We start from the raw sequence: 15,837 nt of genomic DNA on the forward strand, positions 1-15,837 counted from the left end.
GATCATCTGACGGTGACCCGGTCGCCGGCTGGTGCGCTGACCGGCGAGTTCTTCACCAGATAGGTGGCGAGGGCCCCTCTGTCGTCCGGGCCACCGTGATAGACGCTGGTGACTCCCGGCCAGCGGGAGAAACCTTCGTAGCCGCCCACCAGGATGTAGTTGGCTGCGATCTTGATGACCTGGTCGTCGGCCACCGGAACGCCGTTCAACGTCATCTCGGTGACAGCGCCGCCCTCCAAGGTGTAGCGGAGCGAGGACGACGGCGTGAGCACCCAGCCCTGCGCATTCGGGTAGGCGAGGACGGACTTCAGCGCGGCGCCGGTGATCGCCCACACGTCCACCGCGAACCCGGCCGGCAGCGTGGCGAACACCTCCTCGTAGGTGACCGGGCCCGCGTCGAGATCGAGGTGGAATCCGTATCTGCTGACCAGGGCGGCCTCCGCGCCCGACCGGGCCTGCACCGCGTCGAGGTTGGCATCGGCGACCAGTTCGGCCAACGGGCCGCCGCTCGGCGTCCGAACGATGGGCTCGGAGGTCTCGCCGAACGTGTCGTCCGCGTCGGCCATGCCGCACTCGAAGTAGTAGATCGTGTTGGACCTGAGACCGTCGGGCTGCCTGAGCTCGATTTGGACCGACGTCTGACCTGATGTCGATGTCTCGACGTCCCATTCCCAGTCGAGCGTCGCGAGCAGGGCGGTGAAACTGCCGTTGTGCTTGGTGGGGGATTTGAGGCTCTTCCATTGCTCGGTGCCGACGATGCGGTATTGGATGAGTTGCAGGCCCGGAGGGAGCCCTTCGAAGGTCCCGTAGACCTTGAAGGTCACCGGGCATTTCGACGCAGTGGTTCGCTCGAATGAGAGGGTGAGTTTCTGCACCGGGTTTCCGGCCGATGCGAGTGGGGCGGAAGCCGTACCGGAAAAGAATCGCTGCGGTGCGGCCTGCGCGGCGGGAACGAAAGCACCGGACGCCAGGACCGCGACGCCCGCCAGCCCTCCGATCCGACGCCCAGCCCTACTGGGTAATCCCACATTCTTCCCATCTGTCGATGACGACAAGGACGAGCAGAGACTAGCCACGCCGACCGACAATTCCGCGCGCCGAATGCGTGCGGACGGCCCGCACCTGTCCGTGGGACGTCCGCCGCGGGCACCCCCTCGCCCGGGTCCGTACTCTCACCGACGCATACCACAGGATCTTTCACCGAGAGCTGCGACGCACCCGCTCATAGGGGGCGGGTAGGGGATTCACTCGGCGCCGGAGACCGGCATGCTGATCCTGAAGAAGTAATGCGTTATCGCAGCCGGCTATCGGTATGCGTTACGCACTAGAAAGGCGAGTACGCGAAATGGGACTGAAGAGCTTCGCCAGATCGGCCGTCGTCGCGACGGCAGTGGCCGCGGCAGGTGTGAGTATCGTCGCACAGCCCGCTTCGGCCGGGACGACTCTCAACTACGCCGGAGCCTCGGGCCAGTTCGACAACAACCCGGGTAACGGTGCGGCGAGCTGGGTCTGGATCTGGGCTGGGTGGGACAATTCTTCGGCCAGGACCGAATACCAGTACTACGACGGCTCCACCGGTGCCGTTTGGGCCAATACGGGCCAGTCCAACACCGCAAACCTGGGTAAGGACGTCTGGCGAATCCGCGTCTGCGTGAGCCGGTGGGACAACACCATAACCTGGTGCTCGAGCTGGACCTGATTCAGCTTGATCGCTTTGAATTTCCTGGGCCCCGCCGACGCCAACCCGCGTCGGCGGGGCTCTGCTTGTCACTTCCAGACGGCGTGCGACGAGGCCGCCGGAGTTGCCGAAGTCTTCGAAAGCCGTCGACGACGTCATGCGTCAGGCGCCGCAAGCCGTGCCGCGGGTCACCGACGCCAGAGGCCCCTCCCGATCATGGGCGGGGGCCTCTGCGCTGGAGCCATACCGGCGCGGCGTCAGTGGTCAAGGCCGGCGTTCCGAAGCTGCTCGGCCAGCTGGCTGAAGGTTTCGATATCGATGGTCTGGTCTTTTTCGATGACTACGCTCGACGCATCGACTTCCTTGGCCGGCGTGATGATCGACTGCTTCACGTTTTCGGAGCTGTTGCGATTGGCCGGATAGAACCCGGCCACGAGCGTCAATATCAAGCTCGAAACAAGCATCAAGCAGAGGTACCGCACCCATTTGGGCTTGGTCCTGAGCACATCTTCCTCGATCATCCGTGTCCCCTCAGGCAAAGTATGGCAGGTGATGAAGGTGATTCTGAAGGGCACATACCGCCACGCCCCGCGTTGGTATGCGAAATCGAAGATGAACGTTGCGACGCTTCGAGAGGCCGTCACCTTCGCGGTATCCCCAGAGACGGCGACGTCCGTGATCTCGAACCGCAGCCCGGATACCGGCGACAAGCACTCCTTGAACCGGCGCATGTAATCGCGCCGCGAGACGAGCTCTTGGGCGCCGCTCGACCAGCGGTCCCTGAATCGGCCGTACTGGCCGGAGCTGTACAGGTCGAACGCCTTCTGGGCAGCCATGCGGACACCGGCGCGGGTCCGCGGCTGCGTTGGGGAAGGGGACGGCTGCGGCGGCTCCGTGGTCTGCTCGGCGGCGGCCGAGGTGCTCGCCTTCGCTACCTGGGCCACGGTGTCAGGGTCGACCTGGCCGCTGGACTGGCGACGCTGCGAGGTGGTGTCGTACTGAGTCATACAACTCCCAATCGCCCGGTCTGTGAAAGGGAGACGCCCGCGCCGGGCACGTCGGCGCCGGCGGCTCCGACCCCATCGTCGTGGTCGGCACAACCAACGACCCGGCCACGCCGTACAAGTGGGCGCCGCGCCTCGCCGCCCAGCTGCGCACCGGGGTGCCGCTCCCACTGAACGGCGAGGGGCACGGCGCCTACGGTCAGAACGCGTGCATTGACGACAAGGTCAACGCGTACCTGCTGGAGGGGACGGTCCCGCCCAAGGGCACGTGCTGCGGCTGATCAGGCAGGGGTCACAGGCCGTAGGACGGGAACAGGTTCGTCGACGGCCAGGAGTCGGGGCCGACGCTGTCGGCGGCCTGGTGCATCAGGTTGTCGATCTCGTTGTCGTACTCCAGGCCCGAGGGGTCGTCGCGCTGGTCGAACAGCACCACCCAGCTCAGGCCGTCCCACCGCCGGACCATGAGCGTGGTGGTACCGGCGATCGACCCGTTGTGCCAGGTGCTGCGGCTGCCGTTGACGGGGCGGACCGACCAGCCCATGCCGTACCACGAGGGGTCGGTCTGGTTGTAGTTGGAGGGCGGGGCGAACATCGCGTCGAGGCTCGGCGAGGTGAGCAGGCCGGGAGCGTCGAAGATCGTGGTGAACTTCGCCATGTCGACGGCCGTGGAGAGCCATGCGCCGTGCGCGGCCATGTTCTCGAGGTTGAACACCCCGTACGGCGCCGGCACCGGCGGCGTCGTTGGGTCGGTGTTGTACAGCACGGTCGTCCCGCTGTACTGCGAGTAGTAGGGAACCTCCGAGGACCGCCGCAGGCTCTGCGCCGTGCGACCCTGCACCATCCGGGTGATCTTCATCGGGGAGAGCACGGACTGCTGGACATATGTCGCGTACGGGAGACCGGTGACCTTCTCGATGACCTTGCCGAGCACCAGGTAGCCGTAGTTCGAGTAGGCGAACTCGCTCCCCGGGTAGAAGTCGAGCGTGCGCCTCGAGGTGTAGTCCATGATGTCCGCCTGCGTCACAGGCAGCGGCAGACCGAGCGTTCTCGCGATGTCGAAGTCCGAGAACATCGGGTCGGGCAGGGCGTCGGGCGTCTCCGGGGTCCAGACCTTCCAGCCGCCCCGGTGCTGCAGCAGGTTCAGCACAGTGACCTCACCGAGACGGGAGTCGGCGGCCGTGCTGAGCCCCAGCATCGGCGCCACCTTGGCCGACAGGCTGAGCCTGCCGTCCTGGACAAGCTTCATGATGGCGGTGGCGGTGACCGGCTTGCTGAGGCTGGCCAGGCGGAACAGCGACGTCGGCTGGGCCTGGAATGTGTCCGTCGTCCAGTTGTATCCCCGCGCCAATACCAGCTTGCCCTGCCGGAGCACGGCCAGCGATCCGTACGGGATGTTGCGCGCCTGCATGTAGCTCTTCAGCTTGTCGTCGAAGGGCTGCAGCGACGACGAACTCTGGCCGGTGACCGTCCAGACGCGATTCGCGGCGGCCGCCGGGCGGGCGGGCAGTGCGGCGGCTCCCACGACGGCGCCCGCGAGCAGGCGTAGCGAGTCCCTGCGAGTCAGCATTACTCGATCCCCATCTCTGTTGGATGACCATGGATGACTACAAGAGTGAAGATCGCGCTTGGATGTGACATCCGCGTCGGTGCCTGTCAAACTCCGTGAGACAAGTCAGGCTGCTTGATCTGGCAAGGAGTTCTCTATCTCCTTGGACGGCTCGTTGATCCACACTGCGGTGGGAAGTTGTGGCGGAGTGGGCTGGCGGCGGAAGCGTGTGGGGTTGGCGTCGTAGGTCGCGTGTACCGCCGTGGGTGCCAGAGGACCTTGCTGTATTCCGCTGCTGTACGGAGATACAAAAGGCCCCCTGCGATGATCGCAAGGGGCCTTTGACCTTGGAGCCGCCTTGGGGAATCGAACCCCAGACCTTCTGTTTACAAGACAGATGCTCTGCCGATTGAGCTAAGGCGGCCTGCTCCGACGAGTTTAGTGGGCCGGAGGCCGAGCCGTCACGGCGGAATCACCGACGGCGGTGACGAGCCACCTCGTAGAGGGCGATTCCGGCGGCCACACCCGCGTTCAGCGACTCGGCGGCGGCGTTCATGGGGATCCGCGCGACCTGATCGCACGACTCCCGGACCAGGCGCGACAGCCCCTTTCCCTCGGAGCCGACGACCACGACGAGCGGCTCCGTCGCGAGGTCGACGTCGGCCACGTCGACGCTCGCGGCGCCGTCGAGCCCGACCACGAACAGGCCCTGCTCGCGGTACGCCTGGAGCGTCTGGGTGAGGTTCGACGCGCGTGCCACCGGAAGGTTGGCCAGCGTCCCGGCGGAGGTCTTCCAGGCCCCGGCGGTGACCCCGGCGGACCTGCGGGACGGCACGAGGAGCCCGTGAGCGCCGAACGCGGTCGCCGAGCGCGCGATGGCGCCCAGGTTGCGCGGGTCGGTCACGCTGTCCAGCGCGACGATCAGCGGCACTTCGGCGGCGTCACGTGCCCGCTCGACGAGCTGATCAGGGTGGGCGTACTCGTACGGCGGGATCTGCAGCCCGATGCCCTGGTGCACCGTGCTCTCGGTGAGCCGGTCGAGCCGTTCGCGGCTGACCTCCAGCAGGGCGATGCCCCGGTCGGCCGCGATCTTGATGGACTCCTTGACCCGGTCGTCGTTGTCGATCCGCTGGGCAATGTACAGCGCGTTGGCCGGGACCCCCGCGCGCAGCGCCTCCAGCACCGGGTTACGCCCGCCGATCACCTCGGGGGCGTCGTCCTTCCGGGTGCGCACGGCGGGACGCGCCGATCGGGGCGCACCGGCGGCCTCCCGCTCGATGCGTTCGGCGCGGGCCTTGTCCTTGTACCAGTGCCGCATGTGCGCCGGTGGCGTCGCTCCCTTGCCCTCCAGGGAACGCCTGACCTTGCCACCCGTCCCCTTAGTGGGGCCCTGCTTCTTCGACGGCTTCCCTGAAGCCCTACCCGCCATGGTCTCTAGGGTACGGCCCCGCCTACCGTGCCAGCTCCCAACGAGGCCCCTGCGGGGTGTCCTCGACCATCACACCGGCGGCGGCGAGCTGCTCGCGGATCGCGTCGGCCGCCGCGTAATCCTTGCGGGCCCGGGCGGCCTGCCGCTGCTCCAGTGCCACCGCGACCAGCGCGTCCACGACCTCTCGCAGCCCCGAGTCACCCGTGGTCCGCCACTGCTCGGAACGGGGGTCGAGGCCGAGAACGTCGAGCATGTTCTGCGTCTCGGCCAGCAGCCGGGCGACCTGCTCCTTGTTGCCCTGGGCGAGCGCCACGTTGCCCTCGCGGACGACCTCGTGGATCACGGCCAGGGCCTGGGAGACGTTGAGGTCGTCCTCCATGGCGTCCGTGAACGCCTGCGGCAGCGGAGCCGCGGCGTCCACGTCGTGGATCACCTCCGCCGCACGCGTGACGAAGCCCTCGATGCGCCGGTAGCCGGCGGCGGCCTCCTGCAGCGCCTCGTCGGAGTAGTCGATGGCCGAGCGGTAGTGGGCGGCCACCAGGTAGTAGCGCAGCTCGACCGGCCGCACCTTGCGCAGCATCGCCGGGATCAGCAGCGAGTTGCCGAGCGACTTACTCATCTTCTCGCCGCCCAGCGTCAGCAGGCCGTTGTGCAGCCAGTAGCGGGCGAAGCCGTCACCGGCGGCCTGCGACTGGGCGATCTCGTTCTCGTGGTGCGGGAAGATCAGGTCGACGCCGCCGCCGTGGATGTCGAACGTGCCGCCGAGATATTTGGTGGCCATCGCCGAGCACTCGAGGTGCCATCCGGGCCGTCCGCGGCCCCACGGCGTCGGCCAGGTCGGCTCCCCGGGCTTGGCGCCCTTCCAGAGGGCGAAGTCGCGAGCGTCGTGCTTGAGCGAGTCGGTGTCGGTGTCGGCGGCCGCCCGCATGTTCTCCAGCTTCTGGTTGGAGAGCTTGCCGTACCGGTCGGCGTAGGAGACCACGTCGAAGTAGACGTCGCCGCCTGCGGCGTAGGCGTGGCCCTTGTCGATGAGCCGCCGCATCAGCTCGATCATCTCGGGGACGTGGCCCATCGCGCGCGGCTCGACGGTCGGCGGCAGGCAGCCCAACTGGTCGTACGCCCAGGTGAAGGCACGCTGGTTGCGCTCGGACACGACGAACCACGGAACGCCCTCGTCCGCCGCGACCCGGATGATCTTGTCATCGAGATCGGTGACGTTGCGGCAGAAGGTCACGTCGTAGCCCTGCCGCGTCAGCCACCGCCGCAGCACGTCGAAGTTAACGCCGGAACGGATGTGGCCGATGTGCGGCGGAGCCTGGACGGTCGCACCACACAGGTAGATCGAGACCCGGCCGGGCTCGACCGGTACGAATTCACGGACCGTGCGTGTGCTGGTGTCGTAGAGGTGCAGGCTCACAAACGCAAGGCTAACGCCTACCGGCGCAGCACAGGCCTACTTGTCGAGCCGTGAAGGCGTCGGCGCGGCTTTTACGCCCTCTATGGGGCGAACTTCCCGGTCCGAAAGCCCCGCCCTCGAACGACCGGCCGTTTACCGCAATTACCCCTTCTCTGGACTGATCCCGACAATGACCTTCTCGTTGCCGGGATGATCCCGTCGCCGCGACCCACCGCGTAGGTGAGCGAGAGCCCGTCGATCGGCCGTTCGACGGGCCGTCATGGCCGCGGAAACAGGGCCGGGACACGGCCGTGCGGCGCGATCGTTCCGACGACCCGATTCTGTAGGCTCGAAAACGCCATGGACGTGACTCCCCCCGGCGCGGTTGGCATGGCCTCCCGCCCGTCCTCATCTGTGCCCCCCGGAATCCCGCTGGTGCTGCGCCGCCTGGCCATCGGCCTCGCGGCGCTCGCCCTCGCGGTGCTTGCCGGGGCCGCATGCGCTCTGTCGTTCGACAACCTGCGGGCCCTGGCGATCGCCGGCCACGCCGAGCCGCGCCTCGCCTACCTGTATCCGACGGCGTTCGACGTGTTGCTCGTGGTCGCCCTGATCACGGTCCCCCTGCTGCGGGGCGGCCGCCTCTTCGTACGGCTGCAGGCGGGCCTCGTGCTGCTCGTGCTGCTGGTCGCGGCCGCCGCGGCGGCGGTCACGACCGCCGCCGGCACGACCATCGACTCCAGGAGCTCCGCGGTCGGCGTGGCGCTGGTTCCCTGGGTCATGCTGGCCGTCGGCCTGTGGCTGCTGCTGATCCTCCTCAAACACGCCCGGGCGTCCAGGGCCGACCTGGACGACGACTCCGACGCGGACGACCTCGTCCCCTTCCGGGGAGAGCGGGAACGGCACACGCCCGCACCAGCGGCCCCGGCGGTCTCGCCGGGTACACCGGTTACGCCCACTGCGGCGCGACTTCCCATGGAGCTCGCCCGGCCTGCCGAGGACACGCAGCCCATCACGGACGAGCCCATCACGGACGACCTCCAGTCCACGCCGGACGCCCAGCCTGTCGCCGGGGCCCAGCCCGTGCAGGACAACACCCAGCCGGTCCCGGACGTGTCGCCAACTCCGGGCTTCCGGGCCGACCAGGAGAGCCTGGACGTCACGCCCGTTCCGGATGTCCCGGACGTCCAGGAGTCCCACGAGATTCGGCCCGTCCGGGGTCTCCAGGGCGCCGAGACCGACGTCCCCAGCATGCCGCACCGGACCGAGGCGCCTCCCCTGCTCCCGGCCCCCACCGCGCCGCCCGAGACCCCCACGTTCCCGGAGACCCCCGCGTTCCCTGAGGCCGCACTCCCTCAGGACACCGCGCTCTCAGAAGCCGCGTCTCCGGAGGTGGCGTCTCCGGAGGTCGCGTCTCCCGCACCGCAGGAGCCGGACGCTCAACCGGCGACGCCGGAGCCGGAGACACCCCCCACGACCACGTCCGCCGAGACCGCTCCCGCCGCCGCCACCCCTCCTGCCATGTCCCCTGCCGCGCCCGTCACACCGCGCCCCACACGGCCGGGGGCTCCGCGCCGTGACCGTCCCGTCCGCTGGGGGGATCTCGTACGACCCAACGTGGGCGACGTGCTGGTGCACCCGAAGCCCGCTCCTCCGGGGGTCCACATCCCGCCTGTCCCCGAGCCCGCCGCCGCGGACCCCGTGCGCACGGCCGACTCCCCAGGCGCCGATTCCCCAGGCGCAGGCTCCCCAGGCGCAGGCTCCCCAGGCTCGGGCTCCCCGGGCTCGGGCTCCCCGGACATGGACTCCCGGGACGCCCACTCCGACGAATCCGGGATCGACACCAAGCCCATGCGCCAGCTGACGGATCCGGCCGCCGAGGCCGACCCCGCATCCGGCGGGACGCCCGACCCGGCCCACACGGCGGACGTAGCCGACCCGGAGGAGCAGCGGGCGCGGCGCGAGCCGCACGACCAACACGCCCCGGACGCGGCCGAACACGGAAACGGGGAGGGGAAGCGAGATGTACCGCTCGCGCCACCCTCCGGCCGGATGCGCAGCACGCCCCGCCCGCCCTCCTGACGCGGGTCGCGACAGGGCGAAGGCCCGTCCGGGGGTCACCCCGGACGGGCCTTCGTTCGCTTACCGGGCGAGGCCGGATGAGGCCGGCGTGGCCGGGTGGCCCGCGGCCGTCCTCATCGCCGCGTCACAGCCGCGTCACACGCGCGAGCGTCCGCGGATGCCGGCGACGACGCCCACACCGATGACCGCGAGCACGACCTGCATGATCAGCTCGATCCAGTCGATCCCCGGCGTCGTCTCCACTCCCATGACCTGCGCGATGGCCGTCCCGATCAGCGCCGCGACGATTCCGACGACGATCGTCAGGATCCAGCCGATGGGCTGGCGACCCGGCAGGAACAGACGCCCAAGAGCGCCGATGACCGCACCGATGACGATGGCGCCGAGAATGGACTCGATTGTCATATCGACCTCCCGTTGAGGGTGACCCTTTCACTCTCGAACAGGTGGCTACCCCATGCCGGGGAAATATGCGTCCCATGAAAGAAAAAAGAGGACGGCGGCTCGACTCCGCGCCTGGTTCGAGCCGCCGTCCACGTGCTAGTGAGACGCCGCTGGCCGCATTCCGGTTGCCATGTCCGGTGCGAACGGCTCAATCACCGGCTGAACACGATGGCGGTGGCGATGGCGGCGACACCCTCGCCGCGCCCGGTGAGGCCCAAGCCGTCCGTTGTGGTGGCGCTCACGCTCACCGGAGCACCCGCGGCGGCCCCCAGCGCCTTCTCCGCCTCCGCGCGCCGGGGAGCGAGCTTCGGACGGTTTCCGATGATCTGGACGGCGATGTTGCCGACCTCGAAGCCGGCGGCGCGCACGCGCCGCGCGGTCTCCTCAAGCAGTGCGACGCCGGCGGCGCCGGCCCACCGGGGATCGGAGGTGCCGAACACGGCGCCGAGGTCGCCGAGCCCCGCCGCGGAAAGCAGGGCGTCACAGCACGCGTGGGCCGCCGCGTCGCCGTCAGAATGCCCGGCGAGGCCGGTCTCGCCCGGCCAGTGCAGCCCGGCCAGGTGAAGTTCCCGGCCCGAAGCGAAAGGGTGGACGTCGACACCGACGCCCACCCTTGGCAATGTCACGCTCAGGAGTTCAGCACCTCGTCGAGGAGAGCCTCGGCCTTGTCCTCGTTCGTCTTCTCGGCGAGCGCGAGCTCGCTCACGAGGATCTGCCGCGCCTTGGCCAGCATGCGCTTCTCACCGGCGGACAGGCCGCGCTCCTTGTCGCGCCGCCACAGGTCCCTGACGACCTCGGCCACCTTGTTGACGTCGCCGGACGCCAGCTTCTCAAGATTGGCCTTATAGCGGCGGGACCAGTTGGTGGGCTCTTCCGTGTGAGGCATGCGCAACACGTCGAAGACGCGCTCAAGCCCCTCTTGACCGACGACGTCGCGCACACCCACGAGCTCGGCGTTCTCCGCTGGCACCTGTACGGTCAGGTCGCCCTTGTCGACCTTCAGCACCAGGTAGGTCTTTTCCTCACCCTTGATGGTTCGGGTCGTGATGGCCTCGATACGAGCAGCCCCATGGTGGGGGTAGACGACAGTGTCGCCGACCTGGAAAGTCATGTGACGAGTACCCCTTCCGCTGTACTCCAGGGTACCACGCGGTTCCTGCCTCCCGGAACAGTGAAAGGAACATAACTGCAGGTCAAAGCCTCGTTTTGGGACTTGACAACCGGTCGACTATGTGAATCGACATATTTCACATACCGGGTGACCTGCATGCCTGCCCCCTCACACCGGGAGCCGACGCGGGACCGCGGAGCGGCGCGGATAAGGTGATGCCTGCCCATACACGTGCGCACCAAGGAGAGCTCGAACCGTGACCAGCAGCAGCCGTCGCAGGGCGATCGCCATTGCCGCGCTCCTCGCCGCCGCCATCCCTGCACTGGCCGCGTGCGGCGCGGGTTTCGGCGCCAACACCAACACACCGTACGCCCCGAACGAGGCCGGTGTCCTCATCAAGGACGACGGCTCGGGCGGCAAGAGCTACGGCGAGAACGGCGTCATGATCCCGCAGGCGTTCATCCTCGGGCCTGAGCCCGGCAGCCAGATCGCCGCCGGCGGGTCGGCCGCCGTCTACCTCACGATGCTGAACAGCACGGGGACGCCCGACACGCTGACCGGGATCGTCGCCGACCAGCAGCAGGCCGCGTCGGCCAAGGTCCCGGCCCCCGTCGCGCTGGAGCCCGGCACGCTCGCCAAGACCCCCGGCGTCACCGTGGACGGCATCAAGCAGCCGCTGCGCGGCGGTGAGACCCTGCGCCTCACCCTCCAGTTCAAGAACGCCGGTGACATCTCCCTGGCGGTGCCCGTGATCGCCCGCAGCCGCGAGTACGCCACCCTGTCCCCGGCGCCCTCTCCGGCGGCCACGCCGACCGGCGACCCGTTCGCCTCGCTGTCGCCCACGGGGACCGCGACCGACGCCACTGCGACGGCCGAGACCGGGACGGGCACCGAGAGCGCAGGCGGCGCGGAGGCCCCGCCGAGCCCCGCCGCCCAGTAGAGGCGCAGTAGAGGACCAGGAGAGGCCCCGTAGAGCCAGTGGGCCCAGCAGGGCCCGGGTAAGAGGCCCGCGAGCCAGAAGAGGGCCCGCGAAGCCCACAGGGCACCTGCGAGGCGTTCGCGGGCCCTACGTGACGAAGGCCCCCGCCCTTTCCCGGGGCGGGGGCCTTCGTCACGCGTACGGGGACGTCACTCCTCCGTGGGGTCGAACTTGTAGCCGAGCCCTCGGACGGTGAGGATGCACCGGGGGTTGGACGGGTCAGCCTCGACCTTGGCCCGCAGGCGCTTCACGTGCACGTCGAGCGTCTTGGTGTCCCCCACGTAGTCGGCTCCCCAGACGCGGTCGATCAGCTGGCCCCGGGTCAGCACCCGGCCCGCGTTGCGGAGCAGCACCTCCAGCAGCTCGAACTCCTTCAGCGGGAGCTGCACCTGGTTGCCGCGCACCGCCACGATGTGCCGGTCGACGTCCATGCGGACCGGGCCCGCGGCGAGCACCGCCGACTCGATCTCCTCGATGTCGCCCTGACGACGCAGCACGGCGCGGATGCGGGCGACCAGTTCGCGGGAGGAGAACGGCTTGGTGACGTAGTCGTCGGCGCCGAGCTCCAGCCCCACGACCTTGTCGATCTCGCTGTCCTTCGCGGTCAGCATGATCACTGGCACCTTGGACCGCTGGCGCAGCGAGCGGCACACCTCCGTGCCGGGGAGCCCCGGAAGCATCAGGTCCAGCAGCACCAGGTCGGCGCCGTTCCGGTCGAATGTGTCGAGCGCCTCGGGACCGGTGGCCGCCACCGCGACCTCGAACCCTTCCTTCCTGAGCATGTACGACAAGGCGTCGGAGAACGACTCCTCGTCCTCCACCACGAGCACCCGAGTCACTGAGCGGCCTCCAGAGGGATTGTTGTGCGGGGTACGGGGACCGCCTGACCGCCGAACGCGGGTAGGCGAAGAGTGAAGGTGGATCCGGAGCCTTCCTTGCTCCACACCGTGACCTCGCCGCCGTGGGCGACGGCCACATGCTTGACGATCGCGAGCCCGAGCCCGGTGCCGCCGGTGGCCCGGGACCTCGCGGCGTCGACCCGGAAGAACCGCTCGAAGATGCGCTCCTGCGCGCCCTCCGGGATGCCGATGCCCTGGTCGCTCACGCTGACCTCGACGCAGTCGCCTGCGGGCCTGGCGCTCACCACCACCCGGGTGTGCTCCGGGCTGTACGCGACGGCGTTGTCGATCAGATTGCGCAGCGCGGTGACCAGGAGCTCGTCGTCGCCGAAGATGCTGAGGCCCTCGGTGCCGCCGGCCACGAGCGTGATGTCCTTGGCCGAGGCCTTGGTGTTGCACCGGTCGATGGCCTCGTGCATGGCCTCGTCGACGGGCACGGGTCCCGGCGCGGGCACCGGCTCCCCGCCCTGGATGCGGGACAGCGTGATCAGGTCCTGTACGAGATAGGTCAGCCGGGCGGCCTCGTGCTGCATGCGCCCGGCGAAGCGCCGTACGGCCTCGGGGTCGTCGGCGGCGTCCTGGATGGTCTCGGCCAGCAGGCTCAGCGCGCCGACGGGGGTCTTGAGCTCGTGGCTGACGTTCGCCACGAAGTCCCGTCGTACGGCCTCCACCCGGCGGCGTTCCGTCTGATCCTCGGCGAGCACGAGCACCTGCCCGTGGGATCCGAGCGGCGCCACCCGGACGGCGAAGGTCGTGGACTCCTGGCCGAACTTCCGGCCGGCCGTCTCGATCTCGCTCTCGCGGATCTCGCCGTCCCTGCGCACCTTCCTGGCCATGGCGAGCAGCTCGGCCGCCATCAGGGACTCGCCCCGTACCAGCCCGAACGCGCGGGCGGCGGAGCTGGCCCGCAGCACCCGGTCCTCCCGGTCGAGCACCACGGCCGAGGAGGGCAGCACCGCGAGAACCGAGGCGACGCCCGGTGGCAGGCCCTCGTCCACCGCTTCCGAGGGCGTTTCCCGCTTCTCGGTCTGCCGGCGGATCGCGAGCATGACGAAGGAGCCCAGGACGAACCCGCCCATAGCCACAAGGCTCGCCAGTAACTCGTTCACATAAGAAATGCTAGGTGGCGTTTCAGGCCGTCGGTCTGCTCCTACCAGCGACGACCATGCTCTTTCCGAAAATGTTCATCCGACGGTAGAGGTTCGTTCATGATTGCGCGCGTAGCGTTGCGGCCATGCGCGACGCCTACCACGAACAGTTGGCCGCCCTCACGGATCGCCTGGTCGAGATGACCCGTCTCGTCCGATCCGCCATGTCCCGCGGGACCACGGCCCTGCTCGACGCCGACCTGCAGCTCGCGGAGAGCGTGATCTCGCAGGACGCCGAGGTCGACCGCCTCTACGGCGAGATCGAGTCCTCGATATACGAGCTGATGGCGCTCCAGCAGCCCGTCGCGGTCGACCTGCGCACGGTCGTGACCGCCCTCCGGATGGCCGCCGACCTCGAACGCATGGGCGACCTGGCCGAGCACATCGCGAAGATCGCCAGGATGCGCCACCCGGAATCCGCCATCCCCGCCGAGCTCCGCGGCACCGTGGTGGAGATGGGTGCGATCGCGGAGAACCTGATCACCAAGACCGGCAGCTGCATCGCGTCGCGCGACACCGAGCTGGCCAAGGAGCTGGAGAAGGACGACGACGACATGGACCGGCTGCACCGGCGGCTGTTCCGCGTCCTGCTCTCCAAGAACTGGCAGCACGGCATCGAGGCGGCCATCGACATCACGCTCGCGGGCCGCTACTACGAGCGCTACGCCGACCACGCCGTCCGCGTCGCCGGTGACGTCGTCTACCTCGTCACCGGCACCCGCGAAGAAGACCTCACCACCGGCTGACCAAGCCGCCAAGGGGGCGCGAAAGCCCCGGTCCTCGGGGGGCCGGGGCTTTCGTCGTTCTCGGATGAGGGGGTTACTTCTTGCCCTGGTTGGCGACGGCCTCGATGGCGGCCGCGGCGGCCTCGGGGTCGAGGTACTCGCCCTTGCCCAGGGGCCGGAATTCGGCGTCCAGCTCGTAGCGCAGCGGGATGCCGGTCGGGATGTTCAGGCCCGCGATGTCCTCGTCGCCGATGCCCTCCAGGTGCTTGACCAGGGCGCGCAGGGAGTTGCCGTGCGCCACCACGAGCACCGTACGGCCGCCGGCGAGGTCGGGGACGATCTCGTCGTACCAGTACGGCAGCATGCGCTGGACGACGTCCTTGAGGCACTCGGTCCGGGGCAGCAGCTCCGGCGGGAGCACTTCGTAGCGGCCGTCGCCGCGCTGGGAGTACTCGTCGTCGTCGGCGATCGGCGGCGGCGGGACGTCGTACGACCGGCGCCACAGCATGAACTGCTCGTCGCCGAACTCGGCCCGGGTCTGCGCCTTGTCCTTGCCCTGCAGGGCGCCGTAGTGACGCTCGTTCAGCCGCCAGGAACGCCGCACCGGGAGCCACAGCAGGTCGGCCGCCTCAAGCGCGAGGTTCGCCGTCTTGATCGCCCGGGTGAGCACGGACGTGTGCACCACGTCAGGGCGGATGCCCGCCTCCAGCAGCAGCGCCCCGCCGCGCCGGGCCTCCTCCTCACCCGTCGGCGAGAGGGTGACGTCCACCCAGCCCGTGAACAGGCCCTTTACATTCCATTCGCTCTCGCCATGCCTCAGCAGCACCAAAGTCGCCATGGCGCCAATCCTAACGGCGATCGGCTTTTCACCTGGATGCGCCGGGTGCCCGGACCTGCCTTTACGAATCGATGAGCCGGGCGAACGCCTGCAGATTGGCCAGCGACTCGCCCCGCTTGACCCGCCATTCCCATTCCCTGCGGATGGAGGAGGCGAAGCCGATCTCCAACGCCCGGTCGAACGACTCGTCGGAGTAGGTGAGGACGCACCCGAGGACGCGGTCGATCTCCTCCTCCGTGACCGCCGTGAGCGGGATCCGGCCGACGAGGTGGACGTCGCCCACGGCGTCGACCGCGAAGTGCACCCCGTACATGGAGCCGTTCTTGTGGAGCAGCCACCGGTAGAACTCGCCGTCGTTCTCGTCCGGCTGCCGGCAGAAGAACGCCTCGACGTTCAGGGCCTGGTCACCGATGACGAGCCAGGTCAGCGTGGCGAGCTTGTGCTGGCCCGGCAGCCGCACCAGGAACGCGCCGGGCCGGGGCCGCTCGTAGGACAGCTCCGCTGACGTGAGCGCGGACTCGACCACGCCTTCCAGATCGGCTCTCATAGGCCCAGCCTACG

The 15,837-nt window shown here is 68.9% G+C and carries 16 protein-coding genes, 1 tRNA gene and 1 pseudogene; 5 read left to right on the top strand and 13 right to left on the bottom strand.

From position 1 onward, the window contains the following. Positions 1-2: 2 nt before the first annotated feature. Positions 3-824 carry a 5'-nucleotidase C-terminal domain-containing protein gene (locus tag JOL79_RS14145; protein WP_210156235.1) on the bottom strand — a complete coding sequence of 274 codons (822 nt, stop codon included), beginning with the start codon at positions 822-824 and terminating at the stop codon, positions 3-5. Positions 825-1,345: 521 nt separating this feature from the next. Here JOL79_RS14145 and JOL79_RS14150 point away from each other — a divergent pair. After that, complete coding sequence (locus JOL79_RS14150; RefSeq protein WP_210156236.1) at positions 1,346-1,699, top strand: hypothetical protein; 354 nt, start codon at positions 1,346-1,348, stop codon at positions 1,697-1,699. 236 nt (positions 1,700-1,935) lie between these two features. Here JOL79_RS14150 and JOL79_RS14155 read toward each other — a convergent pair whose 3' ends face one another. Next, a complete protein-coding gene (locus JOL79_RS14155; RefSeq protein ID WP_210156237.1) occupies positions 1,936-2,685 on the bottom strand; it encodes a nuclear transport factor 2 family protein in 750 nt (249 codons plus the stop codon). Positions 2,686-2,753: 68 nt separating this feature from the next. On the opposite strand from JOL79_RS14155, the pseudogene JOL79_RS14160 reads away from it, so the two are divergent. Further along, positions 2,754-2,963 (top strand): annotated as a pseudogene (locus JOL79_RS14160) (alpha/beta hydrolase); the annotation flags it as partial. Positions 2,964-2,974: 11 nt separating this feature from the next. On the opposite strand, the gene JOL79_RS14165 reads toward JOL79_RS14160, so the two are convergent. The 4 genes from JOL79_RS14165 to cysS form a co-directional block, all read right to left on the bottom strand. Beyond that, positions 2,975-4,249: a serine hydrolase domain-containing protein gene (locus tag JOL79_RS14165; protein ID WP_210156238.1), complete on the bottom strand. Its 1,275-nt coding sequence runs from the start codon at positions 4,247-4,249 to the stop codon at positions 2,975-2,977. 327 nt (positions 4,250-4,576) lie between these two features. Further along, a tRNA-Thr gene (locus JOL79_RS14170) sits at positions 4,577-4,652 on the bottom strand. A gap of 48 nt (positions 4,653-4,700) precedes the next feature. Then, a complete protein-coding gene (gene rlmB / locus JOL79_RS14175; RefSeq protein WP_210156239.1) occupies positions 4,701-5,657 on the bottom strand; it encodes a 23S rRNA (guanosine(2251)-2'-O)-methyltransferase RlmB in 957 nt (318 codons plus the stop codon). A 22-nt stretch (positions 5,658-5,679) separates the two neighbouring features. Next, positions 5,680-7,074 (bottom strand): cysteine--tRNA ligase, encoded by a 1,395-nt coding sequence (gene cysS / locus JOL79_RS14180; protein ID WP_210156240.1) that lies wholly within the window; start codon positions 7,072-7,074, stop codon positions 5,680-5,682. A 339-nt stretch (positions 7,075-7,413) separates the two neighbouring features. Here cysS and JOL79_RS14185 point away from each other — a divergent pair, with 339 nt between their 5' ends. After that, on the top strand, positions 7,414-9,132 hold the full coding sequence (locus tag JOL79_RS14185) for a DUF2637 domain-containing protein (RefSeq protein ID WP_210156241.1): 1,719 nt from the start codon (positions 7,414-7,416) through the stop codon (positions 9,130-9,132). Between the two features lie 135 nt (positions 9,133-9,267). Here the strand turns inward: JOL79_RS14185 and JOL79_RS14190 are convergent, their stop codons facing one another. The 3 genes from JOL79_RS14190 to JOL79_RS14200 all read right to left on the bottom strand — a co-directional run bounded on the left by JOL79_RS14190 (position 9,268) and on the right by JOL79_RS14200 (position 10,687). Continuing rightward, positions 9,268-9,537 carry a GlsB/YeaQ/YmgE family stress response membrane protein gene (locus JOL79_RS14190; protein WP_210156242.1) on the bottom strand — a complete coding sequence of 90 codons (270 nt, stop codon included), beginning with the start codon at positions 9,535-9,537 and terminating at the stop codon, positions 9,268-9,270. Between the two features lie 191 nt (positions 9,538-9,728). Then, positions 9,729-10,187 carry a 2-C-methyl-D-erythritol 2,4-cyclodiphosphate synthase gene (ispF, locus tag JOL79_RS14195; protein WP_210156355.1) on the bottom strand — a complete coding sequence of 153 codons (459 nt, stop codon included), beginning with the start codon at positions 10,185-10,187 and terminating at the stop codon, positions 9,729-9,731. Positions 10,188-10,204: 17 nt separating this feature from the next. Continuing rightward, entirely contained in the window at positions 10,205-10,687 is a 483-nt protein-coding gene (locus tag JOL79_RS14200; RefSeq protein ID WP_030510364.1) for a CarD family transcriptional regulator, read from the bottom strand. A gap of 256 nt (positions 10,688-10,943) precedes the next feature. Between JOL79_RS14200 and JOL79_RS14205 the strand changes: the two genes are divergently transcribed. Further along, positions 10,944-11,627, top strand: a complete 684-nt coding sequence (locus tag JOL79_RS14205) for a copper chaperone PCu(A)C domain-containing protein (protein ID WP_210156243.1) — start codon at positions 10,944-10,946, stop codon at positions 11,625-11,627. A gap of 188 nt (positions 11,628-11,815) precedes the next feature. Here JOL79_RS14205 and JOL79_RS14210 read toward each other — a convergent pair whose 3' ends face one another. After that, a complete protein-coding gene (locus JOL79_RS14210) occupies positions 11,816-12,505 on the bottom strand; it encodes a response regulator (protein ID WP_210156244.1) in 690 nt (229 codons plus the stop codon). After that, positions 12,502-13,644 (bottom strand): sensor histidine kinase, encoded by a 1,143-nt coding sequence (locus tag JOL79_RS14215; RefSeq protein ID WP_210156356.1) that lies wholly within the window; start codon positions 13,642-13,644, stop codon positions 12,502-12,504. Before JOL79_RS14215 ends, JOL79_RS14210 begins: the two co-directional genes overlap by 4 nt. A gap of 155 nt (positions 13,645-13,799) precedes the next feature. Here JOL79_RS14215 and phoU point away from each other — a divergent pair, with 155 nt between their 5' ends. Beyond that, entirely contained in the window at positions 13,800-14,459 is a 660-nt protein-coding gene (phoU, locus tag JOL79_RS14220; protein WP_210156245.1) for a phosphate signaling complex protein PhoU, read from the top strand. A 73-nt stretch (positions 14,460-14,532) separates the two neighbouring features. Here the strand turns inward: phoU and JOL79_RS14225 are convergent, their stop codons facing one another. Together JOL79_RS14225 and JOL79_RS14230 are read right to left on the bottom strand one after the other, a co-directional pair. Beyond that, positions 14,533-15,276 carry a phosphoglyceromutase gene (locus JOL79_RS14225; RefSeq protein ID WP_210156246.1) on the bottom strand — a complete coding sequence of 248 codons (744 nt, stop codon included), beginning with the start codon at positions 15,274-15,276 and terminating at the stop codon, positions 14,533-14,535. Between the two features lie 61 nt (positions 15,277-15,337). Then, on the bottom strand, positions 15,338-15,823 hold the full coding sequence (locus JOL79_RS14230; RefSeq protein ID WP_210156247.1) for a type III secretion system chaperone family protein: 486 nt from the start codon (positions 15,821-15,823) through the stop codon (positions 15,338-15,340). Positions 15,824-15,837: the final 14 nt, after the last annotated feature.

It is taken from the genome of Microbispora oryzae, assembly GCF_017896165.1.
In the GTDB taxonomy this organism is placed as follows: Bacteria; Actinomycetota; Actinomycetes; order Streptosporangiales; family Streptosporangiaceae; genus Microbispora; species Microbispora oryzae.

Excerpts from the sequence above, each read along its gene's own strand:
- JOL79_RS14150 (WP_210156236.1), top strand. The coding sequence starts at position 1,346 with ATGGGACTGAAGAGCTTCGCCAGATCGGCCGTCGTCGCGACGGCAGTG.
- phoU (WP_210156245.1), top strand. The coding sequence starts at position 13,800 with ATGCGCGACGCCTACCACGAACAGTTGGCCGCCCTCACGGATCGCCTG.
- rlmB (WP_210156239.1), bottom strand. The coding sequence starts at position 5,657 with ATGGCGGGTAGGGCTTCAGGGAAGCCGTCGAAGAAGCAGGGCCCCACT.
- JOL79_RS14190 (WP_210156242.1), bottom strand. The coding sequence starts at position 9,537 with ATGACAATCGAGTCCATTCTCGGCGCCATCGTCATCGGTGCGGTCATC.
- JOL79_RS14185 (WP_210156241.1), top strand. The coding sequence starts at position 7,414 with ATGGACGTGACTCCCCCCGGCGCGGTTGGCATGGCCTCCCGCCCGTCC.
- JOL79_RS14165 (WP_210156238.1), bottom strand. The coding sequence starts at position 4,249 with ATGCTGACTCGCAGGGACTCGCTACGCCTGCTCGCGGGCGCCGTCGTG.
- JOL79_RS14215 (WP_210156356.1), bottom strand. The coding sequence starts at position 13,644 with ATGGGCGGGTTCGTCCTGGGCTCCTTCGTCATGCTCGCGATCCGCCGG.
- JOL79_RS14225 (WP_210156246.1), bottom strand. The coding sequence starts at position 15,276 with ATGGCGACTTTGGTGCTGCTGAGGCATGGCGAGAGCGAATGGAATGTA.
- JOL79_RS14230 (WP_210156247.1), bottom strand. The coding sequence starts at position 15,823 with ATGAGAGCCGATCTGGAAGGCGTGGTCGAGTCCGCGCTCACGTCAGCG.
- JOL79_RS14155 (WP_210156237.1), bottom strand. The coding sequence starts at position 2,685 with ATGACTCAGTACGACACCACCTCGCAGCGTCGCCAGTCCAGCGGCCAG.
- JOL79_RS14200 (WP_030510364.1), bottom strand. The coding sequence starts at position 10,687 with ATGACTTTCCAGGTCGGCGACACTGTCGTCTACCCCCACCATGGGGCT.